This is a genomic window from Roseovarius sp. W115 (assembly GCF_032842945.2).
Classification (GTDB): Bacteria; Pseudomonadota; Alphaproteobacteria; order Rhodobacterales; family Rhodobacteraceae; genus Roseovarius; species Roseovarius rhodophyticola.
The window spans coordinates 962142-985669 of sequence record NZ_CP146606.1; the positions used below are offsets into that span (position 1 = coordinate 962142).

Genomic DNA, 23528 nt, shown 5'->3' on the forward strand with positions numbered 1-23528 from the left:
GGCCACCCGCAGATGGCCCCCTTAGTTCTTTTTTACCCGTGAGTGGATAACGTTAACCGATCTGCGTATTTCGCACGGTGTCGAACAAAGGCGCGCGCCCTTTCTTCGATTTAGAGCCACCCCTACTCTTCAGCTTGGAAAACTGGTCTTCACGTTCCTGAACGCTCAGTTCGCTCCCTGGGGTGGAGTCGGTCATTACTTTTACGATCGACAAAGCTGCTGCTGGTGTGGCGAGGACGGCTGTTAGAACAATAGCGGTTAGGGTTCGCATGGTATGCTCCTGTTCCTATCTGTTGAGACGGATTTGGTCCGTCGACCATGGACATGAAATGGAGGTTTAAGCGGGGCGGCGTTAGAGGCTGTCCGGTCTTCGTGAACCGCCAATCACGGCAATGCACAGCGCCGTGACCATCGCAGACAGATCACTCACACCTCTACGATCTGATCGCGCTAAAATAAGGCTAAATATCTGAAAAATATCACTTAAAATTGTTATACAACTTGCAGAGCCACGACATTGGAAAACCGCACCATGTCCGAAGAGCTTGTAACAAAAGGCACAATGCGGAGTGGCCCCAGTATATCTCTTACGCCAAGTATCAGTGTCGGCGCGGATCTGCGGGATAAACCCCCAGCATGACCACCTCGGACGTGAAATATTCCAATTCTTCCAAAGCGCGCTTGACCTCTGGATCCTCCGGGTGCCCTTCGATATCCGCATAGAACTGCGTCGCAGAAAAACTGCCTCCGACCATATAGCTTTCCAGTTTGGTCATGTTGACGCCATTCGTGGCAAACCCGCCCATCGCCTTGTAAAGCGCGGCGGGGATGTTGCGCACCTGAAAGACAAAGCTCGTCATCATGCCATCAGACCCGCGGCGCGACAGATCAGGGTCGCGAGACATCACCAAAAACCGAGTCGTGTTGTTGCCTTCATCCTCAATATGACGCGCCAGCACGTCGAGACCGTAAATCTCGCCTGCCAGTTCACTGGCCAAGGCCGCCATTTCCGGATCGCCCGACTGCGATACCTCTCTGGCAGACCCTGCGGTATCCGCCCCAGTGACACGTTGAATGGCGTTCTGCGCAAGAAAGTCACGGCATTGTCCCAACAACATCGTGTGGCTTTTGGCGCGTTTGATCTTTTCGAGCGGCGTACCGGGCAAAGCGAGCAGATTGATGTGAACCCGTACAAACGCCTCATCAATGATATGCAAACCCGAAAATGGAAGCAGGTGGTGAATGTCCGCCACACGCCCGAAAGTGGAATTTTCTACCGGCAACATGGCCAATTCTGCATGGCCTGTTCGCACCGCCTCTATCGCATCCTCAAAGGTGCGGCATGCATGGGGCTCCATGTCTGGATAAGTCTCTTTACAAGCCTGGTGCGAATATGCGCCTGGCTCGCCCTGAAAAGCGATGCGATTGGTCATCTTCTCTTGCCTGTTCTGTCCCATGCCGAAATGCGGTCGATTGGTCGCGGAAACTACACCTTGCGCCCTTCAAGGGGAAGCGGATAGATACGCGACGAGAGATTCACATGGAAAACGGGCCAATGCTTGACACAATGACGTTTACAAAGATCCTTGGCGGCTTTTGCGGCGCGCTGCTGATCTTTCTTTTGGGCAAATGGGTGGCGGAAGAAATGTACGCCATGGGGGGCGGTCATGGGGATGACCATGGCCCGGCCTATGTCATCGACACCGGCGATGGCGGCGCCGAGACCGCCGAAGTAGAGGAAGGCCCAAGTTTTGCGGAACTTTACGCGTCAGCAGATATCGCGGCTGGCGAAAAAGTGTTTGGCAAATGTAAAGCATGTCACGCTGTGGACGGTTCCGACAAGACTGGACCGCATCTTGATGGCGTGGTTGGCCGTGACGTAGACGCGGTGGCAGGGTTTGGCTATTCCGGCGCGCTGAGCGCCGTTGTGGCAAACTGGTCGCCTGAAGAACTGAACGCGTTCATCGAAAACCCAAAAGGCTATGCACCGGGCACAACAATGGGGTTTGCGGGTCTGAAAAAAATTCAGGACCGTGTGAACGTGATTGCCTATCTCGACAACACGGACGGTTCCATGACCGAATTGGTGGTACCTGCTGCCGCCGAGGAAGAAGCGGCGGCGGAAGAAGCCGTTGAGGAACCGGCAGCCGAAGAGGCAGCGACCGAAGAAACAACTGAAGAAGCTGCGACCGAAGAGGCAACCGAGGAACCCGCAGAGGAAGAAGCCGCTCCTGAGGCAACCGAAGAAGAAGCCGCGGCTGAAGAACCTGCCGCGGAAGAAGCAACCGAAGAGGCAGCAGCCGGTGACACCGGCTTTGCTGCCCTGGTCGCTGCAGCCGACATTGACGCAGGCGCTAAGTCGTTCAAGAAATGCGCGGCCTGCCATGTTGCCGACAAAGAGCAAAACCGCGTCGGACCTCATCTTGTTGGTATCGTTGACCGCGAGGTGGCATCGGTAGAAGGCTTCAAGTATTCTGGAGCGATGACTGAAGTAGGCGGCGTCTGGGACCTGGACCGCCTGAGTGCCTGGCTGGAGAACCCACGTGAATTCGCGCCTGGCAACAAGATGAGCTTTCGTGGTGTCTCAGACGAGGCGGAGCGCGCCAACGTCATTGGCTACCTTCGATCACTCAGCCAGTAAACGTTACTCTCACTAGCAAAAAGTTGAACCGCTCGTTCCTGACGGCACGGGCGGTTTTCTTTTGTTTGATAGGGCCGCAGCCTCACAGCGGATGATCTGCGCTTGAATCCCGGCATGGCCCTCCGTTAGCTTGCCAGAGGCGAATAAAATCCCACATCAGGGTGAGTATAAGGAGAATGCGCATGACCCGATCCCGCAGCCGGGCCAAGTCCCGAGCGCTTGACGGCCAAAAACCTCGCTTCGTTGCGACAACCCTGATGGTCCTGTCCATCCTGATCCTCAGCGCATGGACGGCATTTGCCGAAGACCAGAAGATCATCAAAAGCCACGGCTATTCATTCTTTGGCGACCTGAACTACCCCGAGGATTACACGCATTTTGACTATGTGAACCCTGACGCGCCAAAGGGTGGCGAGATTTCCATAGCACTCGCGGGCAGTTTTGACTCCATGAACCCCTACACGCGGAATGGGCGTGCCTCAGCACTTTCCACGGTGATGTATGAAAGCCTTTTGGGCGAGATACTTGCCGGCGCAGGCAGCCTGCCCTCGGATGATTACGACGAAGGGTACGGTCTTTTGGCGCATACGGTCGAATATCCAGAAGACAAGTCCTGGGTCATTTTCCACATGCGCCCAGAAGCTCGGTTTTCCGATGGAACCCCGGTCACAGCGCATGATGTTGCTTTCTCTCACAACCTGCTTCTAGATCAGGGCCTCAAAAGTTATGCCGAAGCGGTGCGCAAGCGCATTCCAAGTGTCGAGGTGATCGACGATCACACCATCAAGTTTACATTCGCTGACGGCATCTCCCGCCGTAGCCTCATTGACCAGGTCGGTGGCGTGCCGGTCTGGTCCAAAAAATGGTACGAAGAGACAGGCGCACGGCTGGACGAACCACGGCTTGAGATTTCGCCGGGATCTGGCCCGTACATTTTGCAAGAAGTAGAGCCAAACCGACGGGTGGTTTTCAAACGAAACCCTGACTACTGGGGTTGGGATTTGCCCATCAACAAAGGGCGGCACAATTTCGATACGATCCGACTTGAGTATTTTGCCGATTCCACGGCCGCCTTTGAAGCCTTCAAGGCCGGAGAAGTAACGTACCGGACGGAGTCTGATCCAAAACTCTGGGCCAGTTCTTATGATTTCCCCGCGGTTCAGCGCGGCTGGGTCAAGTTGGAAGAACTTGCCGACGGCGCGCCGCCTGCAATGTCGGGCATCGTATTCAACCTTGGCTCGGAACCGCTCAAGGACAAGCGGGTGCGCGAGGCTGTTGCACTCTTGTTCAATTTTGAATGGACAAACAAATCACTCCTTTACGGTCTCTATGAGCAACAACGTTCCTTCTCGACAGGCACAGAGTTAGAAGCAACAGGCACACCTGAAGGCCCTGAACTGGAATTTTTGCAGTCCTTGGGAGACTTGGTACCTGCTGAAGTTCTGGAAACAGAGCCGTGGGTACCACATGTAAGTGACGAAGACCGCCTCATCACACGCAAGAACAAGCGCAAAGCGCTGAAACTGCTGGAAGAGGCGGGCTATACTGTCGATGATGCGGGCAAAGTTCGGTCTCAAGACGGAAAGCAGCTGAGCCTCAATTTCTTGCTGAATTCATCTGGCTCACCTACAAACCGCGCAGTTGCCGAAAACTTTGTCTCCAGCCTGAAAGACGCAGGCATCGACGCGACGGTCGAGTCTGTCGACAGCGCCCAATACACGGACCGAGAGCGCGACAGGGATTATGATCTGGTGTTCGATGGCTATCCGTCTTTGCTGGGCACCGGCACGGGTCTGGCACAGCGTTTTGGCTCAGAGGCCGCTGAATTCAGCCTCTTTAATCCTGCGGGGCTTGCCAGCCCTATGGTGGACGAAATCATTGCCAAATCCCTGCTGACCGAAAGCAAAGAAGAAGAAAACATGACAATACGGGCCTTGGACCGGGCATTGCGCCATGAATTCTTCCTCATTCCCGATGGCTACGCCCCCAATCATTGGGTCGCCTATTGGGATCAATATGCCCATCCTGAAGAAATACCGCCTTTTGCGCTGGGGACACTGGATTTCTGGTGGTATGACGCAGATAAGGCACAAAAGCTGAAGGAGGCGGGCGCGCAGTGAGCCAGCACGGGGGCGACAGCACAGGGCCACGTATTTTGCGTGCCTCTCAGAGAGGCGCGTAGCACCGCATGGGCGCCTATATCCTCAGACGTCTGCTCTTGGTGATCCCGACGCTCATTGGGATCATGATCATCAATTTTGCTTTGGTGCAGTTCCTGCCCGGTGGCCCGGTGGAGCAGGCGATTGCCGAAATTCAAGGGCAAGGCGACGTCTTTGGCGGTTTCGCCGGGGCCGAGGATGATGGCGGGTTAGGCACAGATGAGGTCGAGGGTTATGTCGGCGCGCGCGGTCTGCCGCCAGAATTCATTGCTGAGCTTGAACAGCAATTTGGCCTCGATAAACCGCCCCTCGAACGCTTTCTCAATATGCTCTGGAACTACGCGCGGTTTGACTTTGGCGAGAGTTACTTCCGCAAAACCGAGGTCGTGGACCTTGTGCTCGACAAGATGCCGGTCAGTATCACACTGGGCGTCTGGACCCTGCTGATCTCTTACCTCATCTCGATCCCCCTAGGCATCCGCAAGGCGATGCGCGACGGCACGCCGTTTGACACATGGACGAGCGGCATCATCATCGCCGCCTATGCCATCCCCGCCTTCCTCTTTGCCATCATGCTCCTGGTGCTTTTCGCAGGCGGTTCTTACTATCAGATCTTCCCGCTGCGGGGCCTGACCTCGGATGGGTGGGAGGACTTCACCCTTATCGGAAAGGTGCTCGACTATCTTTGGCATATCATCCTGCCCATCACGGCGCTGTCCATTGGCAGCTTCGCGACGCTCACCTTGCTGACCAAGAACTCGTTTCTCGATGAGATCAAGAAACACTATGTCATGACCGCCCGCGCCAAGGGTTTGTCCGAACGCAAAGTGCTGTATGGGCATGTTTTCCGCAACGCGATGCTGATCGTCATTGCCGGTTTCCCGGGTGTTTTCATCGGTGTCTTCTTCACCGGCAGTCTGCTCATCGAGACGATCTTTTCGCTCGATGGTCTGGGGCGGCTCTTCTTTGAGGCGGCGATTGGCCGGGATTACCCCGTGATGTTCGCCACGCTCTACCTCACCACACTGATCGGACTTGTCGTCGCGATCCTTGGGGACCTGATGTATGTCTTCATCGACCCCCGGATCGACTTTGAGAAGAGGGCCGGGTAGCCATGCCAAGCCTTTCGCCCCTCAACCAGCGCCGCTGGCGCAACTTCAAGCGCAACCGTCGGGCCTATTGGTCTCTGATCCTGTTTTCGATCCTGTTTCTGATCACCCTGCCTGCTGAATTCATCGCAAATGACAAGCCCCTGCTGGTGCAATACCGGGGCGAATACTACACACCGATCCTGAAGTTTTACCCTGAGACCGCGTTTGGCGGCGATTTCCGCACCGAGGCACCTTATGGCGACCCCGAAGTGGAATGCCTGATTGTCTCGGGCGGATTGGAAGACTGTTTTGACGATCCCGAGGGCATCATTGAGGATGCGCAGGACGGCGAGGTGAATGGCGAGGCCATCGCCAAAGGTTGGACCTTCTGGCCCCCTGTTCGCTACAGCTATGACACACCCGTAGATCGTCCCGGCGCAGCCCCCTGCCCCCTAATGAACAAAACCTCTTGGGCACGGATGGCACAAAGCGCGATGTCCTGGCGCGCGTGATATACGGGTTCCGGCTTTCGGTGCTCTTCGCCCTGATCGTGACGGCACTCTCGTCAGTTATCGGTGTATTTGCTGGCGCCATTCAGGGCTATTTCGGGGGCAAGACCGACCTGATCTTTCAACGCGTCATCGAAATATGGGCCTCCACACCCCAGCTCTATGTGATCATCATCCTCTTCGCGATCCTGCCGCGAAGTTTCTGGCTTCTGGTCGCCATAACGGTCGCCTTCGGGTGGATGGGACTTGTGGGCGTGGTGCGTGCCGAATTCCTGCGCGCGCGCAACTTCGAATATGTGCGCGCCGCCAAGGCGCTTGGCGTGAGCAACATGACCATCATGTTCCGCCATATGTTGCCCAATGCGATGGTAGCCACGCTCACCTTCCTGCCGTTCATCATCACCGGCACAATCGGCCTTCTGGCCACGCTCGATTTCCTTGGCTTCGGTCTTCCGGCCTCGGCCCCCTCGCTGGGCGAACTCACGCTACAGGCCAAGAACAATCTGCAGGCGCCGTGGCTGGCCTTCACCGCGTTCTTCACCTTTGCCATCATGCTGTCGCTTCTGGTCTTCATCTTTGAGGGGGTACGCGACGCCTTTGACCCAAGGAAGACCTTCGAATGAGCCTTCTGGACGTCAAAGACCTGCGCATCAGTTTCCGTCAGGATGGCGAGGTAAAACCATGCGTGCATGGCGTCTCCTTCACCGTAGACCGTGGAGAAACAGTTGCTCTTGTGGGTGAGTCCGGAAGTGGTAAGTCCATCACCGCACTCAGCACGGTTTCTTTGCTCGGCGGTTCCGCCATGGTCGAAGGCAGTGTGACCTATGACGGCCAGGAAATGATCGGTGCTGATGAAAAACGCCTGATGACTGTGCGCGGCAACGACATTTCCTTCATTTTTCAGGAACCAATGACCTCGCTCAATCCGCTGCACACACTGGAAAAGCAGCTGCGCGAGAGCATTGAGCTGCATCAGGGTCTGACCGGCAACGCGGTCCGCACGCGCATTCTGGAGCTTCTGACACGCGTTGGCATTCGAGACCCCGAAACCCGATTGGGCGCTTATCCGCATCAGCTTTCCGGTGGGCAAAGACAGCGCGTTATGATCGCCATGGCCCTGTCAAACAAGCCCGATATTCTAATCGCGGATGAACCGACCACCGCGCTTGACGTCACCATTCAGGCGCAAATCCTAGAGCTATTGGCCGAGCTGAAGCGCGAAGAGCAGATGGGACTCCTGTTCATCACCCATGATCTGGCCGTCGTGGAAAAAATCGCTGACCGGGTTTGCGTGATGAAAGATGGTCTTATCGTTGAGACAGGCCCGACCAAGGACATTTTCGCCAACCCCCAGCATGACTATACCAAGAAACTGCTGAGCGCGGCCCCGTCCGGCGCGCCTGATCCGGTAGAGGAAAAGGCGCCGGTTCTAGTAGAGACCGACAAGCTGAAAATCTGGTTTCCCATTCAAAAGGGATTTCTCAAACGCACCGTCGGGCATGTAAAGGCCGTCAATGAGGCGACAATCTCGGTGCGTGCTGGCGAGACGCTGGGCATTGTTGGCGAAAGCGGATCAGGCAAGACCACATTGGCGCTGGCACTCATGCGGCTCATCGAATCTGAGGGCGTGATGCGTTTTGACGGGCAAGACATGCGCGACTGGTCCACCAAGGAACTGCGCCGCCGCCGCTCGGACATTCAGATCGTCTTTCAGGACCCATTTGGAAGCCTCAGTCCGCGCATGACCTGTGAACAGATCATTGCCGAGGGGCTGAGCGTACATGGCAATCCTGATGGCCGCCCGGTACGTGAACTTGTGGCCGAAGTGCTTGGGGAGGTCGATCTGGACCCTGACATGATGGACCGCTACCCGCATGAATTTTCCGGCGGACAGCGTCAGCGTATCGCAATTGCCCGCGCCATGATCCTACGCCCCAAACTGGTGGTTCTGGACGAACCGACCTCTGCCCTTGATATGACGGTGCAGGTTCAGATCGTAGACCTGCTGCGCCGCCTGCAGGTCAAATACGGGCTGGCATATCTTTTCATAAGCCACGACCTCGCTGTGGTGCGCGCCATGAGTCATAAGGTCATTGTCATGAAACAGGGCGATATTGTCGAATACGGCTCGGCGCAGGATATCTTTAACAACCCGCAAACCGAATATGCCAAGACACTTTTGAGTGCGGCCTTGGATCTGGCGGTTTAACCCACCCAACATTTCTGAACACAGCTGTATTGATCTGCGTTAGGCTGCGACTCTGACAAAGGAGAGGGCGATGTCTAACGCTTTGAATGGATTTTTCGACGCATGGTCAGAAACTGACCCGGCAGGGCAACTCATCTTGATTGCCAAGGCCGTTGCCAAAAATGCACGCTATGCCGATCCCAGAACCGATGGCGTTGAAGGCGTGGAAGACATCGCTGCCTATGTGGCGCAGTTTGCACAGATGGCTCCGGGAGCAACGGCCGAGGTGATCGCCTCAGAAACACGTGACGGCGTTACGCGCGCCACAGTGCGGTTCGCCATGCCCGGAGGCATGGAACAGCTGGGCCAATATTTCGCAGAAACGGACGCAGCGCGCCTGTTGACCCGGATTGTGGGCTTCAAGGGGACCGGCGGCGAGTGACGGATCTTCTTGTCTATCTGCCTGGCATTCTGGCGGCCTATGCCATTCTGGTGGTTGGTGCGTCCTCTCCGGGGCCATCCGTCGCCTTACTGATCGGTATCGCGACATCACAAGGCCGCGCCCCGGCCATGGTCGCCACACTTGGAATTGCGACGGGCAGCATGGCGATCAATCTGCTGACGATGCTCGGGGTTGGATTGCTCATCTCCCAAGCGGCATGGGCCATGACAGTGTTGCGCATCGTGGGTGCCACCTACCTGCTTTATCTGGCCTATGGCGCATTCCGAAAGGCGCTTGACCCACCAACTCTGACGTCCATGGAAACGCAAGCCAAGTCGATGAGACGACACTTCGTAACCGGCTTCCTGTTGCAGGTGACCAATCCCAAGGCCATTGCCTTCTGGCTGTCTATTGCCTCAATCGGCGCAGTTGAGGGGGCAACCCTCGATGTCGTGACGCTCTTTGTATTGGGCGCTTTCACGATTTCCTTTACCTGCCACGGGGCCTGGGCGCTGGCGATGTCAACCCGTCATATCCGGGCAGCCTATGCCAAAGGGCGGCGCTGGATCGAAGCGGGGCTTGGCGTTTTCTTTGTCTTTGCGGCATGGAAACTGGCCAGTTCAGAGCGGTGACAACACCTCCAACCGGTACAGCCAACCAATCACGCGCTGTAAGACCAGTTCACATAAATTGATCAGGCCTGACGCGATCTAGGCGTTTGCTTGGGTTGATTATCCCAAAGGCACAGGTCTATGACGTGCCATGCAAATCTACCTTCCCATCGCCGAGGTTTCGGTTAACGCGTTTCTCCTGCTTGGACTGGGTGGGTTGGTTGGCGTGTTATCAGGCATGTTCGGCGTCGGTGGCGGCTTTCTCATGACGCCGCTTTTGTTCTTTATCGGCATCCCCCCGCTGTTGCCGTGGCCACCGAGGCCAATCAGATCGTGGCTTCCTCTTTTTCAGGTGTCCTGGCACATCTGCGGCGAAAGACGGTGGATCTCCGAATGGGCACGGTCCTTCTGATTGGCGGCCTCATCGGTGCCGCCCTTGGGGTTGTGGTCTTTAACTATTTGAAATCCCTCGGGCAAGTCGATCTGCTGGTCAAGCTTTGCTATGTGGTTTTCCTCGGCATCATCGGTGCGATGATGTTCGTCGAAAGCCTCAACGCCATTCGGCGCAGCAAGTCGGGCACGCCCCCCAAGCGCAAGAAACACAACTGGATTCACAAGCTGCCCTTCAAGATGCGCTTCCGCACATCGGGTCTCTATATCAGTGTCATTCCCCCCGTTATCGTCGGTATTTGCGTCGGTATCCTTGCCGCGATCATGGGGGTTGGTGGCGGGTTCATCATGGTCCCGGCTATGATCTACCTGCTGGGCATGCCAACCAAGGTTGTTGTGGGCACGTCGCTTTTCCAGATCATCTTTGTGACAGGCTTCACCACCTTGCTGCACGCAACAACAAACTTCACGGTCGATGTCGCGCTTGCGGTTCTGTTGCTGGTGGGCGGCGTCATTGGCGCGCAGATCGGCACGACAATCGGCACCAAGCTGAAGGCCGAACAGCTTCGTATTCTGCTGGCCATCATGGTGCTGGCAGTGTGCTTTAAACTAGCGCTCGACCTTCTGATCATGCCCTCCGAGCTCTACTCTATTGGCGCAGTGGAGGGGCATTGATGCGCAGGCTGATGACCCTTCTTTTCCTGGTGCTTGCGCTGCCTGCTACAAGCGAAGAAGTGGTGCTTGGCCTCAGCAAAGACAAGGTGGCCATCACCGCCACGTTTGATGGCTCAGAGATCCTCGTCTTTGGCGCTGTAAAGCGCGAGGCCCCGATCTCCGAGGAGCCGCTTGATGTCATCGTCGCCATTGCCGGGCCAACCGAACCTGTGGTCGTTCGCCGCAAGGAAAAGCGGTTCGGTATTTGGGTCAATACAGAGGCTCTTGAGGTGGATGAAGCCCCAAGTTTTTATGCGATTGCGACCACCGGGCCCTTGGATCAGGTGCTGTCGAATGTTGAGGATTTGCGGCACAAGGTGACGATCCCGCGGGCTATCCGGTCGGTGGGGGCACCCAGAAGCGTGGCGGATGCGCAATCCTTTACCGACGCGATCATTCGTATCCGATCCGACAATGGGACTTACGCACTTCAAGAAGGGTCCGTGGCGCTTGACGAGCAGACGTTGTTTCGCACGTCCATCAAACTTCCGTCTAACCTGACCGAGGGGATCTATCCGACGCGTATCTTTCTGACTCGACAGGGAAAGGTGGTCTCTCTCTTCGAGACCACGATTGACGTGCAGAAAGTCGGGCTGGAGCGCTGGCTTTATAATCTCTCGCGTGAAATGCCTTTGATCTACGGCTTGATGTCCCTGGCCATCGCCATTGCCGCAGGTTGGGGCGCGTCGGCGGCGTTTCAGGTTTTGAGACAGCGCTGAACAAAGACCGCCGCGTCCGAACTTCTTCAAGTTACAGCCTCTCTTGAGATAAGCGTGATCCCGCAGTCTTTTTGACCTTTTCAAGCAACTCATTGACTCAAATCTCAAAACTCGAACCGATATGCGGACGTTTTGGGCAAGAGAAAGCAACGTGTGGACTACGAAATACTCCGAGCACTGAATGCGTGGGCGGCTTCGAATTCAGGCGTGTCATGGACCTTCTTCCTGTTCACACGTGAAGTGCTCAAGAACCTTCTGCCGATCGTGCTGTTCTGGGGACTTTGGTTTTCCTTTGACGCCGAGACGCGCCAGACCGCGCGTGAGAAACTGGTAGGTGTCCTGCTCATCGGGGCAATTGCCATTGGAGTGGCACGTGGGCTGGCGACGGTTCTGCCCTTTCGCACCCGGCCCATGCATGACCCGGAGGCTGGCATTTCGATCATGGGATGGCTCAACACCAGCTTGCTGGAAGAATGGAGCGCTTTTCCATCGGATCATGCCGTACTGTTCTTTGCCCTTGCCGTTGGGTTATTCCAGGTCTCGAAGCGTGCAGGTGTTGTGGCGCTTTTGCATGCGGGGTTGATCGTGTGCCTGCCAAGGGTCGCGGTGGGCCTGCACTGGCCTAGCGACATTGCTGTTGGCATTCTGATTGGTATTGCCCTGTCAGTTCTGTTGTTTCGTCCTGTGCAAGCGTTGGTCCACAAATCGGGACTTGTCCCGTTCTTTGAAGCGCGCGAGGCAATTGGGTATCCGCTTTTGTTTCTGGCCACCTATGAACTGTCACGGATGTTTCATTCCGTGCGGCAGGTGATGCAATTTGTCTGGGAGTAAGGCGGGATTTCACTCGCCCGGTCTTGCGCCATGCGGCTCAGTAATTTCGAATGAACGCAGTGCCCATCTCGCAGGCCTTTTTACAATCTGTAGCATCGCGGCCAAGTTCATCAGGCAGCATAACAGAGTCTGTCCCAGGACCTTCAAATCGCGGGTCGTCGCAGGTGCCGTCCCGTGCATAGTCTGATGTGTCGTTGCCATAGCTAATGGCACTGCACTGGGTCGCGGCGCTTGCTTTGGACTGGTTCCACAGCTTTATCGTTCCAAGTTCATAGGCATGGCGGCAATCGGTTGCATCGTGACCGGCATCGTCCCAATCAAGACCGGTTGCCATGCCGTTGCCTACAAATCGCCGGTCATCGCATTCAAAATCGTTGGCATATTCCGAACTGTCGTCGCCGAAATCGATAGATTGCGCCATGGCCGGGGAGATAAAACGAGTGCAAGGAAAAGACAGCACTGCATCTTCATTAGGTGTTCCCCTCTCGTCGGCTTTGTGGCCCAGGTTGACCACCCAGCGATGTTACATCGCTGGGTGTCACATTGTCTCAGGCCGCTTTCGCAAGATTGCGCAGCACGTAATGCAGCACGCCACCATGTTCGATATATTCGATCTCAATTGCCGTATCGATCCGGCATTTGAGCTGGATCGTCTTCTCGCTGCCATCGGCCATGGTGATCGTACAGGGCACCTCTTGCAGCGGCTCGATTGTATCCAAACCAGAGATCGACACCGTTTCCTGACCCGTGAGGCCCAGTGACTTACGGCTGTCTCCACCGGTGAACTCAAACGGAATCACCCCCATGCCCACAAGGTTGGAGCGGTGAATACGCTCAAAGCTTTCCGCGATCACAGCTTTCACACCCAGAAGTGCTGTACCCTTGGCCGCCCAGTCGCGGGATGAGCCTGCGCCGTATTGCTCACCGCCAAAGACCACCAACGGCGTGCCATTGGCCTGATGCGCCATGGCCGCTTCAAAGATTGAAGTCTGCGCGCCATCGGGTCCTTTGGTATAGCCGCCTTCGACGCCGTCCAGCATTTCGTTCTTGATGCGGATATTGGCGAAGGTGCCGCGCATCATGACCTCGTGATTGCCCCGGCGAGAGCCGTAGGAGTTAAACTCGCGCACCGGCACCTGACGCTCGGTCAGGTATTGACCGGCTGGCGTGGTGTCTTTGAAGGAACCGGCAGGCGAAATGTGGTCGGTGGTGACCATATCGCCCAAGAGTGCGAGTACTTTGGCACCCTCGATATTCGTGATGGTGCCCGGCTCTTTGCCCATGCCCTGAAAGTAAGGAGGGTTTTGCACATAGGTCGATTGCGGAGGCCAGTCGTAAGTCTCCTCCGAAGAGGTTTCCACTCCCTGCCATTTCTCGTCGCCCTTAAAGACATCGGCGTATTTTTCGATGAACGCCTCGCGGGTCACTGTTTTCTCGACCAGTTCTGCAATCTCTTGCTGAGTGGGCCAAATGTCTTTCAGGTACACATCCTTTCCATCCGGCGTTTGCGCCAGTGGTTCAGTTGTCAGATCAATATCCATGGTTCCGGCCAGCGCATAGGCCACGACAAGCGGCGGCGACGCAAGATAGTTGGCACGGACATCAGGTGAGATACGCCCTTCGAAGTTACGGTTACCCGACAGAACCGACGTGGCCACAAGATCACCCTCAGCGATCGCCTCTGACAGTTCCTTTTGGATTGGACCAGAGTTACCGATGCAGGTGGTGCAGCCGTAGCCGACCAAGTTGAACCCGATCTTGTCCAGATCCTCCTGCAGGCCAGCCGCCTCAAGGTAGTGCGAGACAACTTGTGATCCCGGTGCCAGCGAAGTTTTGACCCATGGTTTACGGTCGAGACCCAAAGCAGCGGCTTTGCGCGCCACAAGGCCCGCGCCGATCATCACATACGGGTTCGATGTGTTGGTGCACGACGTGATCGAGGCGATTACGACGTCACCGGAAGACAGGGTGTAATCTTCGCCTGCGACAGGAACTTCTTTGTCCATTGGACGCTTGAAGGTCTCCTTCATCTCGCGTGTGAAGGCCGACTTTGCATCGGTCAGGGCCACGTAATCCTGCGGGCGTTTCGGACCAGAGATGGCCGGAACGATTGTGTTCATGTCCAGATGCAGAGTGTCTGTGTAGATTGGGGCGTAATCGTCCCCACGCCAGAATCCGTTTTCCTTGGCATAGGCCTCAACAAGCGCAATGCGCGCCTCATCACGACCCGTCTGACGCAGGTAGCGCAGAGTTTCGCCATCGATTGGGAAGAACCCACAGGTGGCGCCGTATTCGGGTGCCATGTTGGCAATCGTGGCACGGTCGGCCAGGGGCAACGTGTCAAGGCCAGCGCCATAGAATTCAACGAATTTGCCGACGACACCTTTCTCGCGCAACATCTCCACAACCTTGAGAACAAGGTCTGTGCCGGTGGTGCCTTCGACCATTTTTCCGGTGAGTTCAAAGCCCACCACTTCGGGGATCAACATAGAGATTGGCTGACCCAGCATGGCAGCCTCGGCTTCGATGCCGCCCACGCCCCAGCCGAGGACAGCTGCGCCATTGACCATGGTAGTGTGGCTGTCGGTGCCCACTAGCGTATCGGGATAGGCGACTTCCTCGCCATTCTGGTCCTTGTCGGTCCAGACAGTTTGCGCCAGATACTCCAGGTTCACCTGATGGCAAATACCTGTTCCGGGCGGCACCACGCGGAAGTTATTGAACGCGCCCTGCCCCCATTTTAGGAACTGGTAGCGCTCCATGTTGCGCTCATACTCGCGGTCCACATTCATCTGGAACGCACGCGGATTGCCGAACTCGTCGATCATCACCGAGTGGTCGATCACAAGGTCCACAGGGTTGAGCGGATTGATCTGCTGCGGATCACCGCCCAGCGCCTTGATCCCGTCCCGCATTGCGGCAAGGTCGACAACAGCGGGCACGCCCGTAAAATCCTGCATCAACACTCGTGCCGGGCGATAGGCGATCTCACGCGGGTTCTTCCCGCCTTTGTCGGCCCAATCCGAAAACGCCTTGATGTCATCGGTGCTGACGGTCTTGCCATCTTCAAAGCGCAGCATGTTCTCCAGCACAACCCGCAAGGCAGCCGGCAGTTTAGAGAAGTCACCCAGCCCAGCCGCCTCGGCGGCGGCAATGGAGTAATACGCAACCGTCTGATCCCCAACCTTCAGGGTTTTCCGGGTTTTGGCAGTGTCGTGACCAACAGTAACGGGCATAGGGCGATCCTTTCGCTAGCGGTGCAGTCGTGGTTTGAAATTCTTCTGAACCAAAAGAAACATGCGTTCAAGAGTGGCGATGCAATATTTGTATACCGTTGTACACAAAATTTCAATGTAACGAAGTTCACATATTTCTCTCAATTCGTTGATTGGTTATTTTGATCGTTTCGTCTTAGATGGGGTTTAGGGTGACAATCTAAACCTTTGAGGTAGACAGATGCGTCGTATCATAGCTTTTGCAATTGCGGTTGGTCTATGGGCCGTTCCAGCGTTTTCGCAGTCCAAGGCCGTTGTTGTGGAACTGTTCACGTCGCAAGGTTGTTCGTCTTGTCCGCCAGCTGATGAATTCTTGCATGAACTCGCAAAAAGAGATGATGTTGTCGCTCTCGCTTTGCATGTTGATTACTGGGATTATATCGGCTGGAAAGACAGTTTTGCCCATCCCGGGCACGCAGATCGACAGCGCGCCTATGCCGCGGAAAACGGACGTCGCATGATCTACACACCTCAGATGGTGATCAACGGACGTGAACATGTGGTTGGCAATAGCCCCATAGACGTGAGCGACATGATCAACCGGCACCTGCAAACGCCGTCGACGGTTCATATAGATCTGAGCCGCGTTGGTGATGATGTGCTGATCGAGGCAGAGCCTATGACACAGTTCGAGGAACCATTGGCGGTGCGCGTGGTGCGCTACATGCCTGAGAGCTCCGTGAACATCACGCGTGGCGAAAATGCGGGCCACACGATCAACTACGCCAATGTGGTGACCGACATGGCGCAAGTCGGAAGTTGGACCGGTGAAGAAGCGCTTCGCCTGACTGTGCCCGCTCAGGGCGATCAGCCAATCGTTGTTGTCTTGCAACGGCGAGACGGTATCGGCCTTGTTGAGGCGGCGGCACAGCTCAAGTAGCTTACCTGCAAGACATCATTCGCGACCAATCGGACGTTTTGCACAGCCACGACAGGCAAGAATCGGCGACTTGCGGTCGATTCAACGACCTGCGCCCCTTTTCACACGCTCTGCGAAAGTTATATACCTGCTGCACGAGCGTGCTGTCACAGCGTAGGTTAACGGGATCAATGACGGATCTGGTCATCATGGCTGGGCCAGGGGATGAGGACGACGGTACAGACGCTGCCGTGGTTGTTGACACCAAGCCCAAAACAAAGCGGCCACCTTTGTACAAGGTGCTGCTTTTGAATGATGACTATACACCTATGGAATTTGTTGTCGCAGTGCTGGAGCGGTTCTTTGGCATGTCGCACAGCCAGGCCTTTGAGATCATGCTGACCGTGCACAAGAAAGGCGTCGCAGTTGTTGGCGTCTTCAGCCACGAGATCGCCGAAACCAAAGTGGCGCAGGTGATGGATTTCGCCCGCCGCCACCAGCACCCGCTGCAATGCACAATGGAAAAAGAATAGCGTGAGCACGACCTCGCGGCTGTCTCTGGTGCTGTCTTCGGGCGACCTGCCATGGCCTGACACAGGACGAATTGCTGTCTTTCGCCCCACTCGGGATACCGATCTGTCCGCTTTGGATCGTGACAGATGTCATGTACTCACGGGGTTCCGACCAGCCTTTGACGCATTCGATGCGCTTGGGTTTGACTGTGGCACAGAACCCAACGGGCCCTATGCCGCAGCCATTGTGTTCGCCGCCCGCGCCAAACCACTCACATTGGCCCTGATCGCGCAGGCCTCATCCCTCACCGATGGACCGGTGGTCGTAGATGGGGCCAAAACGGACGGCATTGAATCAGTGCTCAAGCTTTGTCGTGCACGGTGCGAGGTGTCTCCAGCCTTGTCAAAATCCCATGGCAAACTTTTCTGGTTCCATGGTGGTCTGGAGTTGACCGACTGGCAATTGGACGACCAAACGCAAATTGAGGGCGGCTTTGTCACGGCACCGGGAGTCTTTTCCGCCGATGGGATTGATCCCGGCTCACAGTTTCTGGCGGATCACTTGCCGCAAAAACTCGGGGCAGTGCTGGCCGACCTGGGCGCGGGCTGGGGGTATCTCAGCGCCGAAGCGCTTCAACGGGACGCCATCACACGCCTTCATCTTGTAGAGGCCGAGAAATCCGCACTGGACTGCGCGCGAACCAATGTCACCGACACACGCGCCGCGTTTCACTGGTCTGATGCAACGCGCTGGCAGTCGCCCGAGCCGCTCGATGCGGTGATCATGAACCCCCTTTTCATACCGGCCGGGCCAGTGACCCGGACCTTGGCCGCGCGTTCATTCGCGCCGCCGCAGCAGCACTCAAACCAAAGGGCCAGCTTTGGATGGTGGCCAACCGTCACCTGCCCTATGAAGCAGAACTCGGCGTCAACTTTCGCGATGTGAAAACGCATGCAAGCGACAATCGGTTCAAAATCCTATGGGCATCAAATCCGGCTCGAAAAGGCAGATAAGTTGAATTAGGCTGCGCAGAATGCGATCTGAGATGCGCAGGCCATAACGGGAGAGACAGGTCAGATGTCATTTTCCATTTCCGGTAAGACCGCCATTGTCACCGGGGGGGCCAACGGCGTTGGCCTCGCCATCGGGCGGCATTTTGTCGACAAGGGCGCGAACGTGATGTTCGCCGATATGGACGAAAAACAGCTTGCGCATGAGTTGGGCGATAACGAGGATGGCAGCGCGCAACGGTATTTTGCTGGGGATTTGCGCGAAAAGCTGACCTTGGCCAACCTTCTTTCCGCAACGATCGATGCCTTTGAGCAGGTTGATATCTTGGTCAATGCCTCGCGTCAGGTGGTGCCGTCCGATCCGCTCAATCCGGATGATGACGCGGTGGAGTTGTCGCTCAATCAGAACCTTCTGACCCCTCTGCGCCTGAGCCAGCTTGTGGCCAAGCGGATGATCAAACAGGCCGATGGCGATGAAGACGGAACAGTGGGCACCATTGTGAACCTATCCTCGATTGCCGCACGGCGTACACATCCCGACTTGCTGGGCTATTCGGTGTCGACGGCAGCTCTCGATCAGATGACACGGAACCTGGCGGTGTCGCTGGCCCCACATCGGATCCGGGTCAACGGTGTGGCCATCGGATCCGTTATGAGCGCCTCATTGCAGAACACATTGCGCGACAACACCGACTACCGCGCCGACATTGAAGATCACACACCGCTTGGCCGGATTGCTTCGGCCAGCGAGCTTGTCTCGGCGGTGCAATATCTGTCGAGCGAGGCGTCTGGTTTTATGACCGGGCAGATCATGACCATCGATGGCGGCCGAACACTGCTTGACCCTGTCGCCGCACCTGCGCATTGATGGGCGCATGAGCAAGATGCAAGACGAAAAATCCCGCGCGGCGAGTTGGTTCCGGCAGCTGCGCGACGATATTGTAGCCGCCTTTGAGGGGCTCGAAGACAGTCATGACAACGGGCCGATGGCTGACGCCGCACCGGGCCGGTTTGACGTCTCGGAAACCAAACGCGCCAGCGATGATGGCTCTGACGCAGGCGGCGGCTTGATGAGTGTCATGCGCGGCGGCCGTGTCTTTGAAAAGGTCGGCGTCAATGTCTCAGAAGTCTATGGCAGCCTCGGTGTCCAAGCCCAGAAAGCCATGGCTGCACGCGGCGTGCCTGGCATGGAAGATGACCCGCGCTTTTGGGCTTCAGGCATCAGCCTCGTGGCGCATATGCAAAACCCGCATGTGCCGGCAGTGCATATGAACACACGCATGTTCTGGACGCCGGGGGCCTGGTGGTTTGGCGGCGGCTCAGATCTCAATCCTTGCATTGAGTATGACGAGGACACAGCGCATTTCCACGCCACGCAAAAGGCCCATCTCGATCCGCATGGGACCGACCATTATCCGCATCTCAAGAAATGGGCGGATGAGTATTTCTACATCCCGCACCGCCACCGCGCACGCGGCGTGGGCGGCATCTTCATGGATGACCAGAATTCCGGCGACTGGGAAGCCGATTTTGCCCTGACACAGGATATTGGCCGCGCGTTTCTCAAAGCCTATGTGCCGCTGGTCGAAAAACGCCGGGGGCAGAATTGGTCTGACGCGGACAAGGAAACCCAACTTGTGCATCGCGGTCTCTATGCCGAATACAACCTCGTTTATGATCGCGGCACCAAGTTTGGCCTGGCGACAGGACATGACGCCGATGCGGTGTTGATGAGCCTGCCTCCGGTCGCGAAATGGACCTGATGTAGCCCACCATGTGACCCGGCGGGCATGGGTATTTGCAACAAGAAAGAAGCAGGTGCGTCCAGCTTCTTTCTTGTCAGAAATACCCAAATAAACCTGTCAGACGTTTTCTTCCATGTCTGCCAAAACCTTGGCGCCACGATCCGCCAAGGCACCGGTACCATCCTTCCAGCGGCGGTGAATCCAGAACCATTGATGCATGTTCTCGCGAATGGAGGCCTCCAGACGCGCATTGAACTCGCGGGTCATGGTGACCGGGTCGGAATGGGCAATGGGCGTCTCGGTGTGGATGGTGAAATGCAGGCCATCGGGATCACGCAGACCCCAGACCGGCACCAAAAGGGCGTCAAACTTGAGCGCCATCTCGGCAGTGGCAAGCGAGGTCAGCGCGGGATGACCAAAGAACTCAAGCGGCACGCCGTCATGGGCGTTAAGATCATTTAGGATCGCGAGCACACCCCCGGAGCGCAGGTGTTTGACCATCTGGATCATGCCTTTGCGCCCTTGTTCGAACATCGGCTCAGACAAGGATGCCATGGCCTTGACGTAATGTTCGTTAAAGGGACGATTGGCCATCGGGCGATAAAACACGCCCATGTTGAAGCCTTGCTCCATCATTGCCAGACGCGCAGCATTGAACGAGCCAAAATGGCCGGTCACAAAGATCACCGGGCGCCCGGCTTCTCGCGCAGCACGGACATCGGGAAGACCGGGGCCAATTACGGGCGACTTGCGCGCATAGTCCGCGAACTCGGGTGAATAGAGTTCGACCATATTTCGCCCTGCATTGTCAGGCACACGGCGCATAAGGTCGCGCACGGTCTCTTCGTCCAGGTCAGGCCTGGCGAATGCGAGATTCTCGCGTACGCGGCGACGGTATCCAGCCAGCGTGCCAAAGAGCCGGGATGCGGCCCAACCTACGAAAGGTACACGCATGCGGTAAGGTAACAGCCGCGACAGCCGGATGGGCGCCACAAGCAATGCGCCAATCAGACGTTCGGTCAGAGGAATGGTTTCAGTTTTCTGCTCGTCGCTCATGCGCGGCCTTTCTAGAGAGACCTCTGACGACCAGCATTACGCATTCGTCCTTGCGATCTCAAGCCACCCCAGGGGCGCGCGCCAGCCCGGTTCCGATCATGGAATCGCGTGTGACAAGTTTGGCAAGCGTCGCCTCGTTCATTCCCTCTGTTCCATCAGGGCGTGCCGGAATGACTACATAACGCATATCAGCGGTGCTGTCATGGACGCGGATTTGGCTGGTGTCTGGCAGGTCCACACCGAACTCCCGCAGAACCTTGCGGGGCTCTTTCACCGCCCGCGAGCGATAGGCGCGGGTTTTGTACCAATCAGGCGGTAGTCCCAGAAGGTTGCGCGGATAGCACGAGCACAGCGTGCAGACGATGAGGTTGTGAACTGTGGCGGTATTCTCCACCGCAATCAGGTTGAGCGGGCCAATGTCAAAGCCCATCTCGCGTGTCGCGGCGGCGGCATTGTCCAAAAGCCGCGACTTGAACTCAGGATCAACCCAGGCACGTGCCACGACGGCCGCGCCGTCAGCAGGGCTGCGCGCATCCATGGCCTCAATCTGAGCATTGATCTCAACAGGCGTCAGGTGGCCTTTTTCCACCAACAATTCGCGCACGGCGATCTCCATCTGCTGCCAATACGTGAGGGCTGTGTCATTGTCGGCGCGAAACGGATGGCCTGAAGGGCTAAGGTGATCATGATCGTGATGGTCATGCGGCATATCAGACCTCCTCCAGCCAATGAGCGTAGACCTCGACATCGACGGTGTCGGTCGGGTTTTCTGCGGTCTCTCCCCAAAGCTCTTGCATGGAAAAGCGCACGCGGTAGAGCGTTTTCTTTTCTGCTGTCAACCCATAGGCGAGCTGTTCAGGGTTGCCAAACGGGCCGATTTCGCGCTCGACTTCTCCGGTTTTGCCACGCACGTAGAAGGGCGCGCGCACGTGTCCGGGGGGAACATGGATTTGACACGTACCCTAGTCACCTTGCGCCTCGCCATAGGTCGGGCCGCGGGCGGCGATCTCTTCCATGCGCTGACCGAGTTCTTCCAGCGTGTAGACGCCTGCCTCAATCAGGTTCTGATTGGTGGCTGCAATCCAGCGTTCGTAATAGCTGTATTTTTCAAACGCCTCTTCGCCCATATCCTCCAGGGCACGTCGCAAGCCATCGACGGTAAACAACCCCTTGCCGCCACACAGAACCATCAGCGCATCGATGCGTTTCTCCCAAAGGGCAAAGTCATGCCCCTCCATCGGAACAGGCCCTGCAGCCTGCCCGCCCATATCATGCCAACGGCGTTGTGGTGTATCGGTCATGCCGCAAGGTTAGGATGAGGCAGCGTGAGAGGCAATGGGGTTTGGGAGCGTGCTGAAAGAGTTAGAGCGTTTCGCCTTTCACGGATGTCTCAGGCTAAAGTCGAAACGCTCTAGTAAAAGAGTGGTTTTTTGTTTTTCAAATGCCGCTCCACAAGCTGTTTCTGAAGCTTTCCTGTCGGTATGTGACGCGCAGGATCGGGCGTGTATTTCAGATTGGCCAGCTCGGGGAAAATCGTCAGGATCTCCTCACGCGCCTCGGAGCTGATTGATTTGAGGGTTTCAGGCCCAGTATAGAGGCTTTCGGTCGGCGCATCTTCTGCATAAATCACCTCATGTTGATCAAACAGAAGATGGTAGTAGGACACGTGGTCAATCTCTTCATCGACAAAGATACCGGGCAACGCAGTCAGTTTAATCGCTGGCACCAGAACTTCGTCTACGCCAAACATACGTTGGACAATTTTTGAGCGCACCAGCATGCGGTGCTGGCGTGACACGAGAAGATCACGTTTGGGCAATCCACCCCCCAGAGCGTGTGCCATAATGCGCACCGGACGCAGCTTGGGATTTGCAGTGATCTCAGAGGCCGTCAGCTTGCGGCAGAACACGCGTAAAATAGTTGCAAACTGTGGAGTACTATCGCTTGGCGCATAACGCAAAAGCGTATCTCCTGGCACAAGGTCATCCACACATTTGTCACCGTTTTGCGTTACCAACTTAGTGCCATTCACAAAACAAGGCACAAAGCTTGAGACCGGCAGCCCGTCCGTCGGATCGGCAAAGGCACCATCTCCCAGGCTGGTTATTGTCAGCGTGGTATTGAGCGGTGGCACGTCTCCGATAAAACCAAGGAAAAACCCCTGTTCGCCGCCAAGCTCGAAGGCTGTATTGCCGCTCAGATCATAGTCAAACACGCCAATTGTGTAGGTGTTGGTGCCGTCCGTTACATTGTAGTTGTAATCCCAGGCAATTGCTTCTCCCAAAAAGGTCTGAGTTGAATCATCCGGATTTTCATTTGTGACCAAATCGCCTGTGATCGTGTCAGTGTCGGCTCCAAGATCGATATCAATTGTACTGAACGCGGAGATCTCAAACGAGGTTCCTACACCACCAAACGCGGCCTGACCCGCTGTCAGTGTGGTATCTGATCTGAAGGCACCGAATACTCTGGCCATAACCCGCTCTCCTTATCAGTCGAGCTGGGCAGCGGGACAAACATTCCTGACACAACGTTAGACATGATTATCATGTGTGTTCAGCCAGTTGCGCGAACAACTGGGACTTTCCTGCCTGACCTCAACTCGTGTCTGCGCTTCGAGCGCGCAAACTTATCATTGCTGCGACGATAGCAGATTTGCCACAACTCCGCCACATTGTTCCGTGGAAAGGTTTGGGATTTGGCGCAACTTCACGTGATATTGATCTGTATTCAAACAAACCAACCGTGCAGGGCGCGTCCGGCTTTCTGGTTTGC

Annotated in this window: 21 protein-coding genes and 3 pseudogenes; 15 read left to right on the forward strand and 9 right to left on the reverse strand. The window is 56.3% G+C overall.

What is annotated here, in order from left to right; all coding sequences use genetic code 11:
* Positions 1–52: 52 nt before the first annotated feature.
* Together RZS32_RS04935 and RZS32_RS04940 are read right to left on the reverse strand one after the other, a co-directional pair.
* The gene (locus tag RZS32_RS04935; RefSeq protein ID WP_317055918.1) at positions 53–271 is read right to left on the reverse strand and encodes a hypothetical protein; all 219 of its coding nucleotides are present in this window, start codon (positions 269–271) and stop codon (positions 53–55) included.
* A gap of 328 nt (positions 272–599) precedes the next feature.
* The gene (locus RZS32_RS04940) at positions 600–1433 is read right to left on the reverse strand and encodes a prephenate dehydratase (protein ID WP_317055919.1); all 834 of its coding nucleotides are present in this window, start codon (positions 1431–1433) and stop codon (positions 600–602) included.
* Positions 1434–1555: 122 nt separating this feature from the next.
* Between RZS32_RS04940 and RZS32_RS04945 the strand changes: the two genes are divergently transcribed.
* The 10 genes and pseudogenes from RZS32_RS04945 (at position 1556) to RZS32_RS04990 (ending at position 12295) form a co-directional block, all read left to right on the forward strand.
* A complete protein-coding gene (locus RZS32_RS04945) occupies positions 1556–2641 on the forward strand; it encodes a c-type cytochrome (protein ID WP_339106824.1) in 1086 nt (361 codons plus the stop codon).
* A gap of 182 nt (positions 2642–2823) precedes the next feature.
* Positions 2824–4761, forward strand: a complete 1938-nt coding sequence (locus tag RZS32_RS04950; protein ID WP_317055921.1) for an extracellular solute-binding protein — start codon at positions 2824–2826, stop codon at positions 4759–4761.
* A 68-nt stretch (positions 4762–4829) separates the two neighbouring features.
* Positions 4830–5912, forward strand: coding sequence for a microcin C ABC transporter permease YejB (locus RZS32_RS04955; RefSeq protein ID WP_317055922.1), 1083 nt, complete (start codon positions 4830–4832; stop codon positions 5910–5912).
* A gap of 2 nt (positions 5913–5914) precedes the next feature.
* Positions 5915–7023, forward strand: a pseudogene (locus RZS32_RS04960) (ABC transporter permease).
* On the forward strand, positions 7020–8609 hold the full coding sequence (locus RZS32_RS04965) for an ABC transporter ATP-binding protein (RefSeq protein ID WP_317055923.1): 1590 nt from the start codon (positions 7020–7022) through the stop codon (positions 8607–8609). Before RZS32_RS04960 ends, RZS32_RS04965 begins: the two are co-directional and overlap by 4 nt.
* Positions 8610–8679: 70 nt before the next feature.
* A complete protein-coding gene (locus tag RZS32_RS04970) occupies positions 8680–9030 on the forward strand; it encodes a molecular chaperone GroEL (RefSeq protein WP_339106825.1) in 351 nt (116 codons plus the stop codon).
* Complete coding sequence (locus tag RZS32_RS04975; protein ID WP_317055925.1) at positions 9027–9662, forward strand: LysE family translocator; 636 nt, start codon at positions 9027–9029, stop codon at positions 9660–9662. The genes RZS32_RS04970 and RZS32_RS04975 overlap by 4 nt, the downstream gene beginning before the upstream one ends.
* A 130-nt stretch (positions 9663–9792) precedes the next feature.
* Positions 9793–10706 (forward strand): annotated as a pseudogene (locus RZS32_RS04980) (sulfite exporter TauE/SafE family protein).
* An 11-nt stretch (positions 10707–10717) separates the two neighbouring features.
* Positions 10718–11464 (forward strand): TIGR02186 family protein, encoded by a 747-nt coding sequence (locus tag RZS32_RS04985; RefSeq protein ID WP_422395937.1) that lies wholly within the window; start codon positions 10718–10720, stop codon positions 11462–11464.
* 207 nt (positions 11465–11671) lie between these two features.
* Positions 11672–12295 (forward strand): phosphatase PAP2 family protein, encoded by a 624-nt coding sequence (locus RZS32_RS04990; protein ID WP_339106826.1) that lies wholly within the window; start codon positions 11672–11674, stop codon positions 12293–12295.
* 37 nt (positions 12296–12332) lie between these two features.
* Here RZS32_RS04990 and RZS32_RS04995 read toward each other — a convergent pair whose 3' ends face one another.
* The gene (locus RZS32_RS04995) at positions 12333–12809 is read right to left on the reverse strand and encodes a hypothetical protein (protein WP_339106827.1); all 477 of its coding nucleotides are present in this window, start codon (positions 12807–12809) and stop codon (positions 12333–12335) included.
* Positions 12810–12843: 34 nt separating this feature from the next.
* The gene (gene acnA / locus RZS32_RS05000; RefSeq protein ID WP_317055930.1) at positions 12844–15531 is read right to left on the reverse strand and encodes an aconitate hydratase AcnA; all 2688 of its coding nucleotides are present in this window, start codon (positions 15529–15531) and stop codon (positions 12844–12846) included.
* 220 nt (positions 15532–15751) lie between these two features.
* Between acnA and RZS32_RS05005 the strand changes: the two genes are divergently transcribed.
* The 5 genes and pseudogenes from RZS32_RS05005 to hemF all read left to right on the forward strand — a co-directional run bounded on the left by RZS32_RS05005 (position 15752) and on the right by hemF (position 19715).
* Positions 15752–16450: a DUF1223 domain-containing protein gene (locus tag RZS32_RS05005; RefSeq protein ID WP_317055931.1), complete on the forward strand. Its 699-nt coding sequence runs from the start codon at positions 15752–15754 to the stop codon at positions 16448–16450.
* Positions 16451–16620: 170 nt separating this feature from the next.
* Positions 16621–16962 (forward strand): ATP-dependent Clp protease adapter ClpS, encoded by a 342-nt coding sequence (clpS, locus tag RZS32_RS05010; RefSeq protein WP_317055932.1) that lies wholly within the window; start codon positions 16621–16623, stop codon positions 16960–16962.
* A gap of 367 nt (positions 16963–17329) precedes the next feature.
* Positions 17330–17955: pseudogene (locus RZS32_RS05015) on the forward strand (class I SAM-dependent methyltransferase).
* A 64-nt stretch (positions 17956–18019) separates the two neighbouring features.
* Positions 18020–18820 (forward strand): SDR family NAD(P)-dependent oxidoreductase, encoded by an 801-nt coding sequence (locus RZS32_RS05020; RefSeq protein WP_317055933.1) that lies wholly within the window; start codon positions 18020–18022, stop codon positions 18818–18820.
* A 16-nt stretch (positions 18821–18836) separates the two neighbouring features.
* Positions 18837–19715 (forward strand): oxygen-dependent coproporphyrinogen oxidase, encoded by an 879-nt coding sequence (gene hemF / locus RZS32_RS05025; RefSeq protein ID WP_317057845.1) that lies wholly within the window; start codon positions 18837–18839, stop codon positions 19713–19715.
* A gap of 99 nt (positions 19716–19814) precedes the next feature.
* On the opposite strand, the gene RZS32_RS05030 is transcribed toward hemF, so the two are convergent.
* From RZS32_RS05030 to RZS32_RS05050, 5 genes are all read right to left on the reverse strand, one after another.
* On the reverse strand, positions 19815–20753 hold the full coding sequence (locus RZS32_RS05030) for a lysophospholipid acyltransferase family protein (protein ID WP_317055934.1): 939 nt from the start codon (positions 20751–20753) through the stop codon (positions 19815–19817).
* A 58-nt stretch (positions 20754–20811) separates the two neighbouring features.
* Complete coding sequence (gene nthA / locus RZS32_RS05035; RefSeq protein ID WP_317055935.1) at positions 20812–21462, reverse strand: nitrile hydratase subunit alpha; 651 nt, start codon at positions 21460–21462, stop codon at positions 20812–20814.
* A 1-nt stretch (position 21463) separates the two neighbouring features.
* Positions 21464–21682 carry an SH3-like domain-containing protein gene (locus tag RZS32_RS05040; RefSeq protein WP_339106828.1) on the reverse strand — a complete coding sequence of 73 codons (219 nt, stop codon included), beginning with the start codon at positions 21680–21682 and terminating at the stop codon, positions 21464–21466.
* Positions 21683–21715: 33 nt separating this feature from the next.
* Complete coding sequence (locus RZS32_RS05045) at positions 21716–22054, reverse strand: SH3-like domain-containing protein (protein ID WP_317055937.1); 339 nt, start codon at positions 22052–22054, stop codon at positions 21716–21718.
* Between the two features lie 110 nt (positions 22055–22164).
* On the reverse strand, positions 22165–23229 hold the full coding sequence (locus RZS32_RS05050) for a Hint domain-containing protein (RefSeq protein WP_317055938.1): 1065 nt from the start codon (positions 23227–23229) through the stop codon (positions 22165–22167).
* Positions 23230–23528: the final 299 nt, after the last annotated feature.

Coding starts and splice junctions, on each gene's coding strand:
- RZS32_RS04935 (WP_317055918.1), bottom strand. CDS start 271: ATGCGAACCCTAACCGCTATTGTTCTAACAGCCGTCCTCGCCACACCA.
- hemF (WP_317057845.1), top strand. CDS start 18,837: ATGCAAGACGAAAAATCCCGCGCGGCGAGTTGGTTCCGGCAGCTGCGC.
- RZS32_RS04965 (WP_317055923.1), top strand. CDS start 7,020: ATGAGCCTTCTGGACGTCAAAGACCTGCGCATCAGTTTCCGTCAGGAT.
- RZS32_RS05050 (WP_317055938.1), bottom strand. CDS start 23,229: ATGGCCAGAGTATTCGGTGCCTTCAGATCAGATACCACACTGACAGCG.
- RZS32_RS05020 (WP_317055933.1), top strand. CDS start 18,020: ATGTCATTTTCCATTTCCGGTAAGACCGCCATTGTCACCGGGGGGGCC.
- RZS32_RS04950 (WP_317055921.1), top strand. CDS start 2,824: ATGACCCGATCCCGCAGCCGGGCCAAGTCCCGAGCGCTTGACGGCCAA.
- RZS32_RS04970 (WP_339106825.1), top strand. CDS start 8,680: ATGTCTAACGCTTTGAATGGATTTTTCGACGCATGGTCAGAAACTGAC.
- RZS32_RS05005 (WP_317055931.1), top strand. CDS start 15,752: ATGCGTCGTATCATAGCTTTTGCAATTGCGGTTGGTCTATGGGCCGTT.
- acnA (WP_317055930.1), bottom strand. CDS start 15,531: ATGCCCGTTACTGTTGGTCACGACACTGCCAAAACCCGGAAAACCCTG.
- RZS32_RS05030 (WP_317055934.1), bottom strand. CDS start 20,753: ATGAGCGACGAGCAGAAAACTGAAACCATTCCTCTGACCGAACGTCTG.
- RZS32_RS04945 (WP_339106824.1), top strand. CDS start 1,556: ATGCTTGACACAATGACGTTTACAAAGATCCTTGGCGGCTTTTGCGGC.
- RZS32_RS04985 (WP_422395937.1), top strand. CDS start 10,718: ATGACCCTTCTTTTCCTGGTGCTTGCGCTGCCTGCTACAAGCGAAGAA.
- clpS (WP_317055932.1), top strand. CDS start 16,621: ATGACGGATCTGGTCATCATGGCTGGGCCAGGGGATGAGGACGACGGT.
- RZS32_RS05045 (WP_317055937.1), bottom strand. CDS start 22,054: ATGACCGATACACCACAACGCCGTTGGCATGATATGGGCGGGCAGGCT.
- RZS32_RS04955 (WP_317055922.1), top strand. CDS start 4,830: ATGGGCGCCTATATCCTCAGACGTCTGCTCTTGGTGATCCCGACGCTC.
- nthA (WP_317055935.1), bottom strand. CDS start 21,462: ATGCCGCATGACCATCACGATCATGATCACCTTAGCCCTTCAGGCCAT.
- RZS32_RS04940 (WP_317055919.1), bottom strand. CDS start 1,433: ATGACCAATCGCATCGCTTTTCAGGGCGAGCCAGGCGCATATTCGCAC.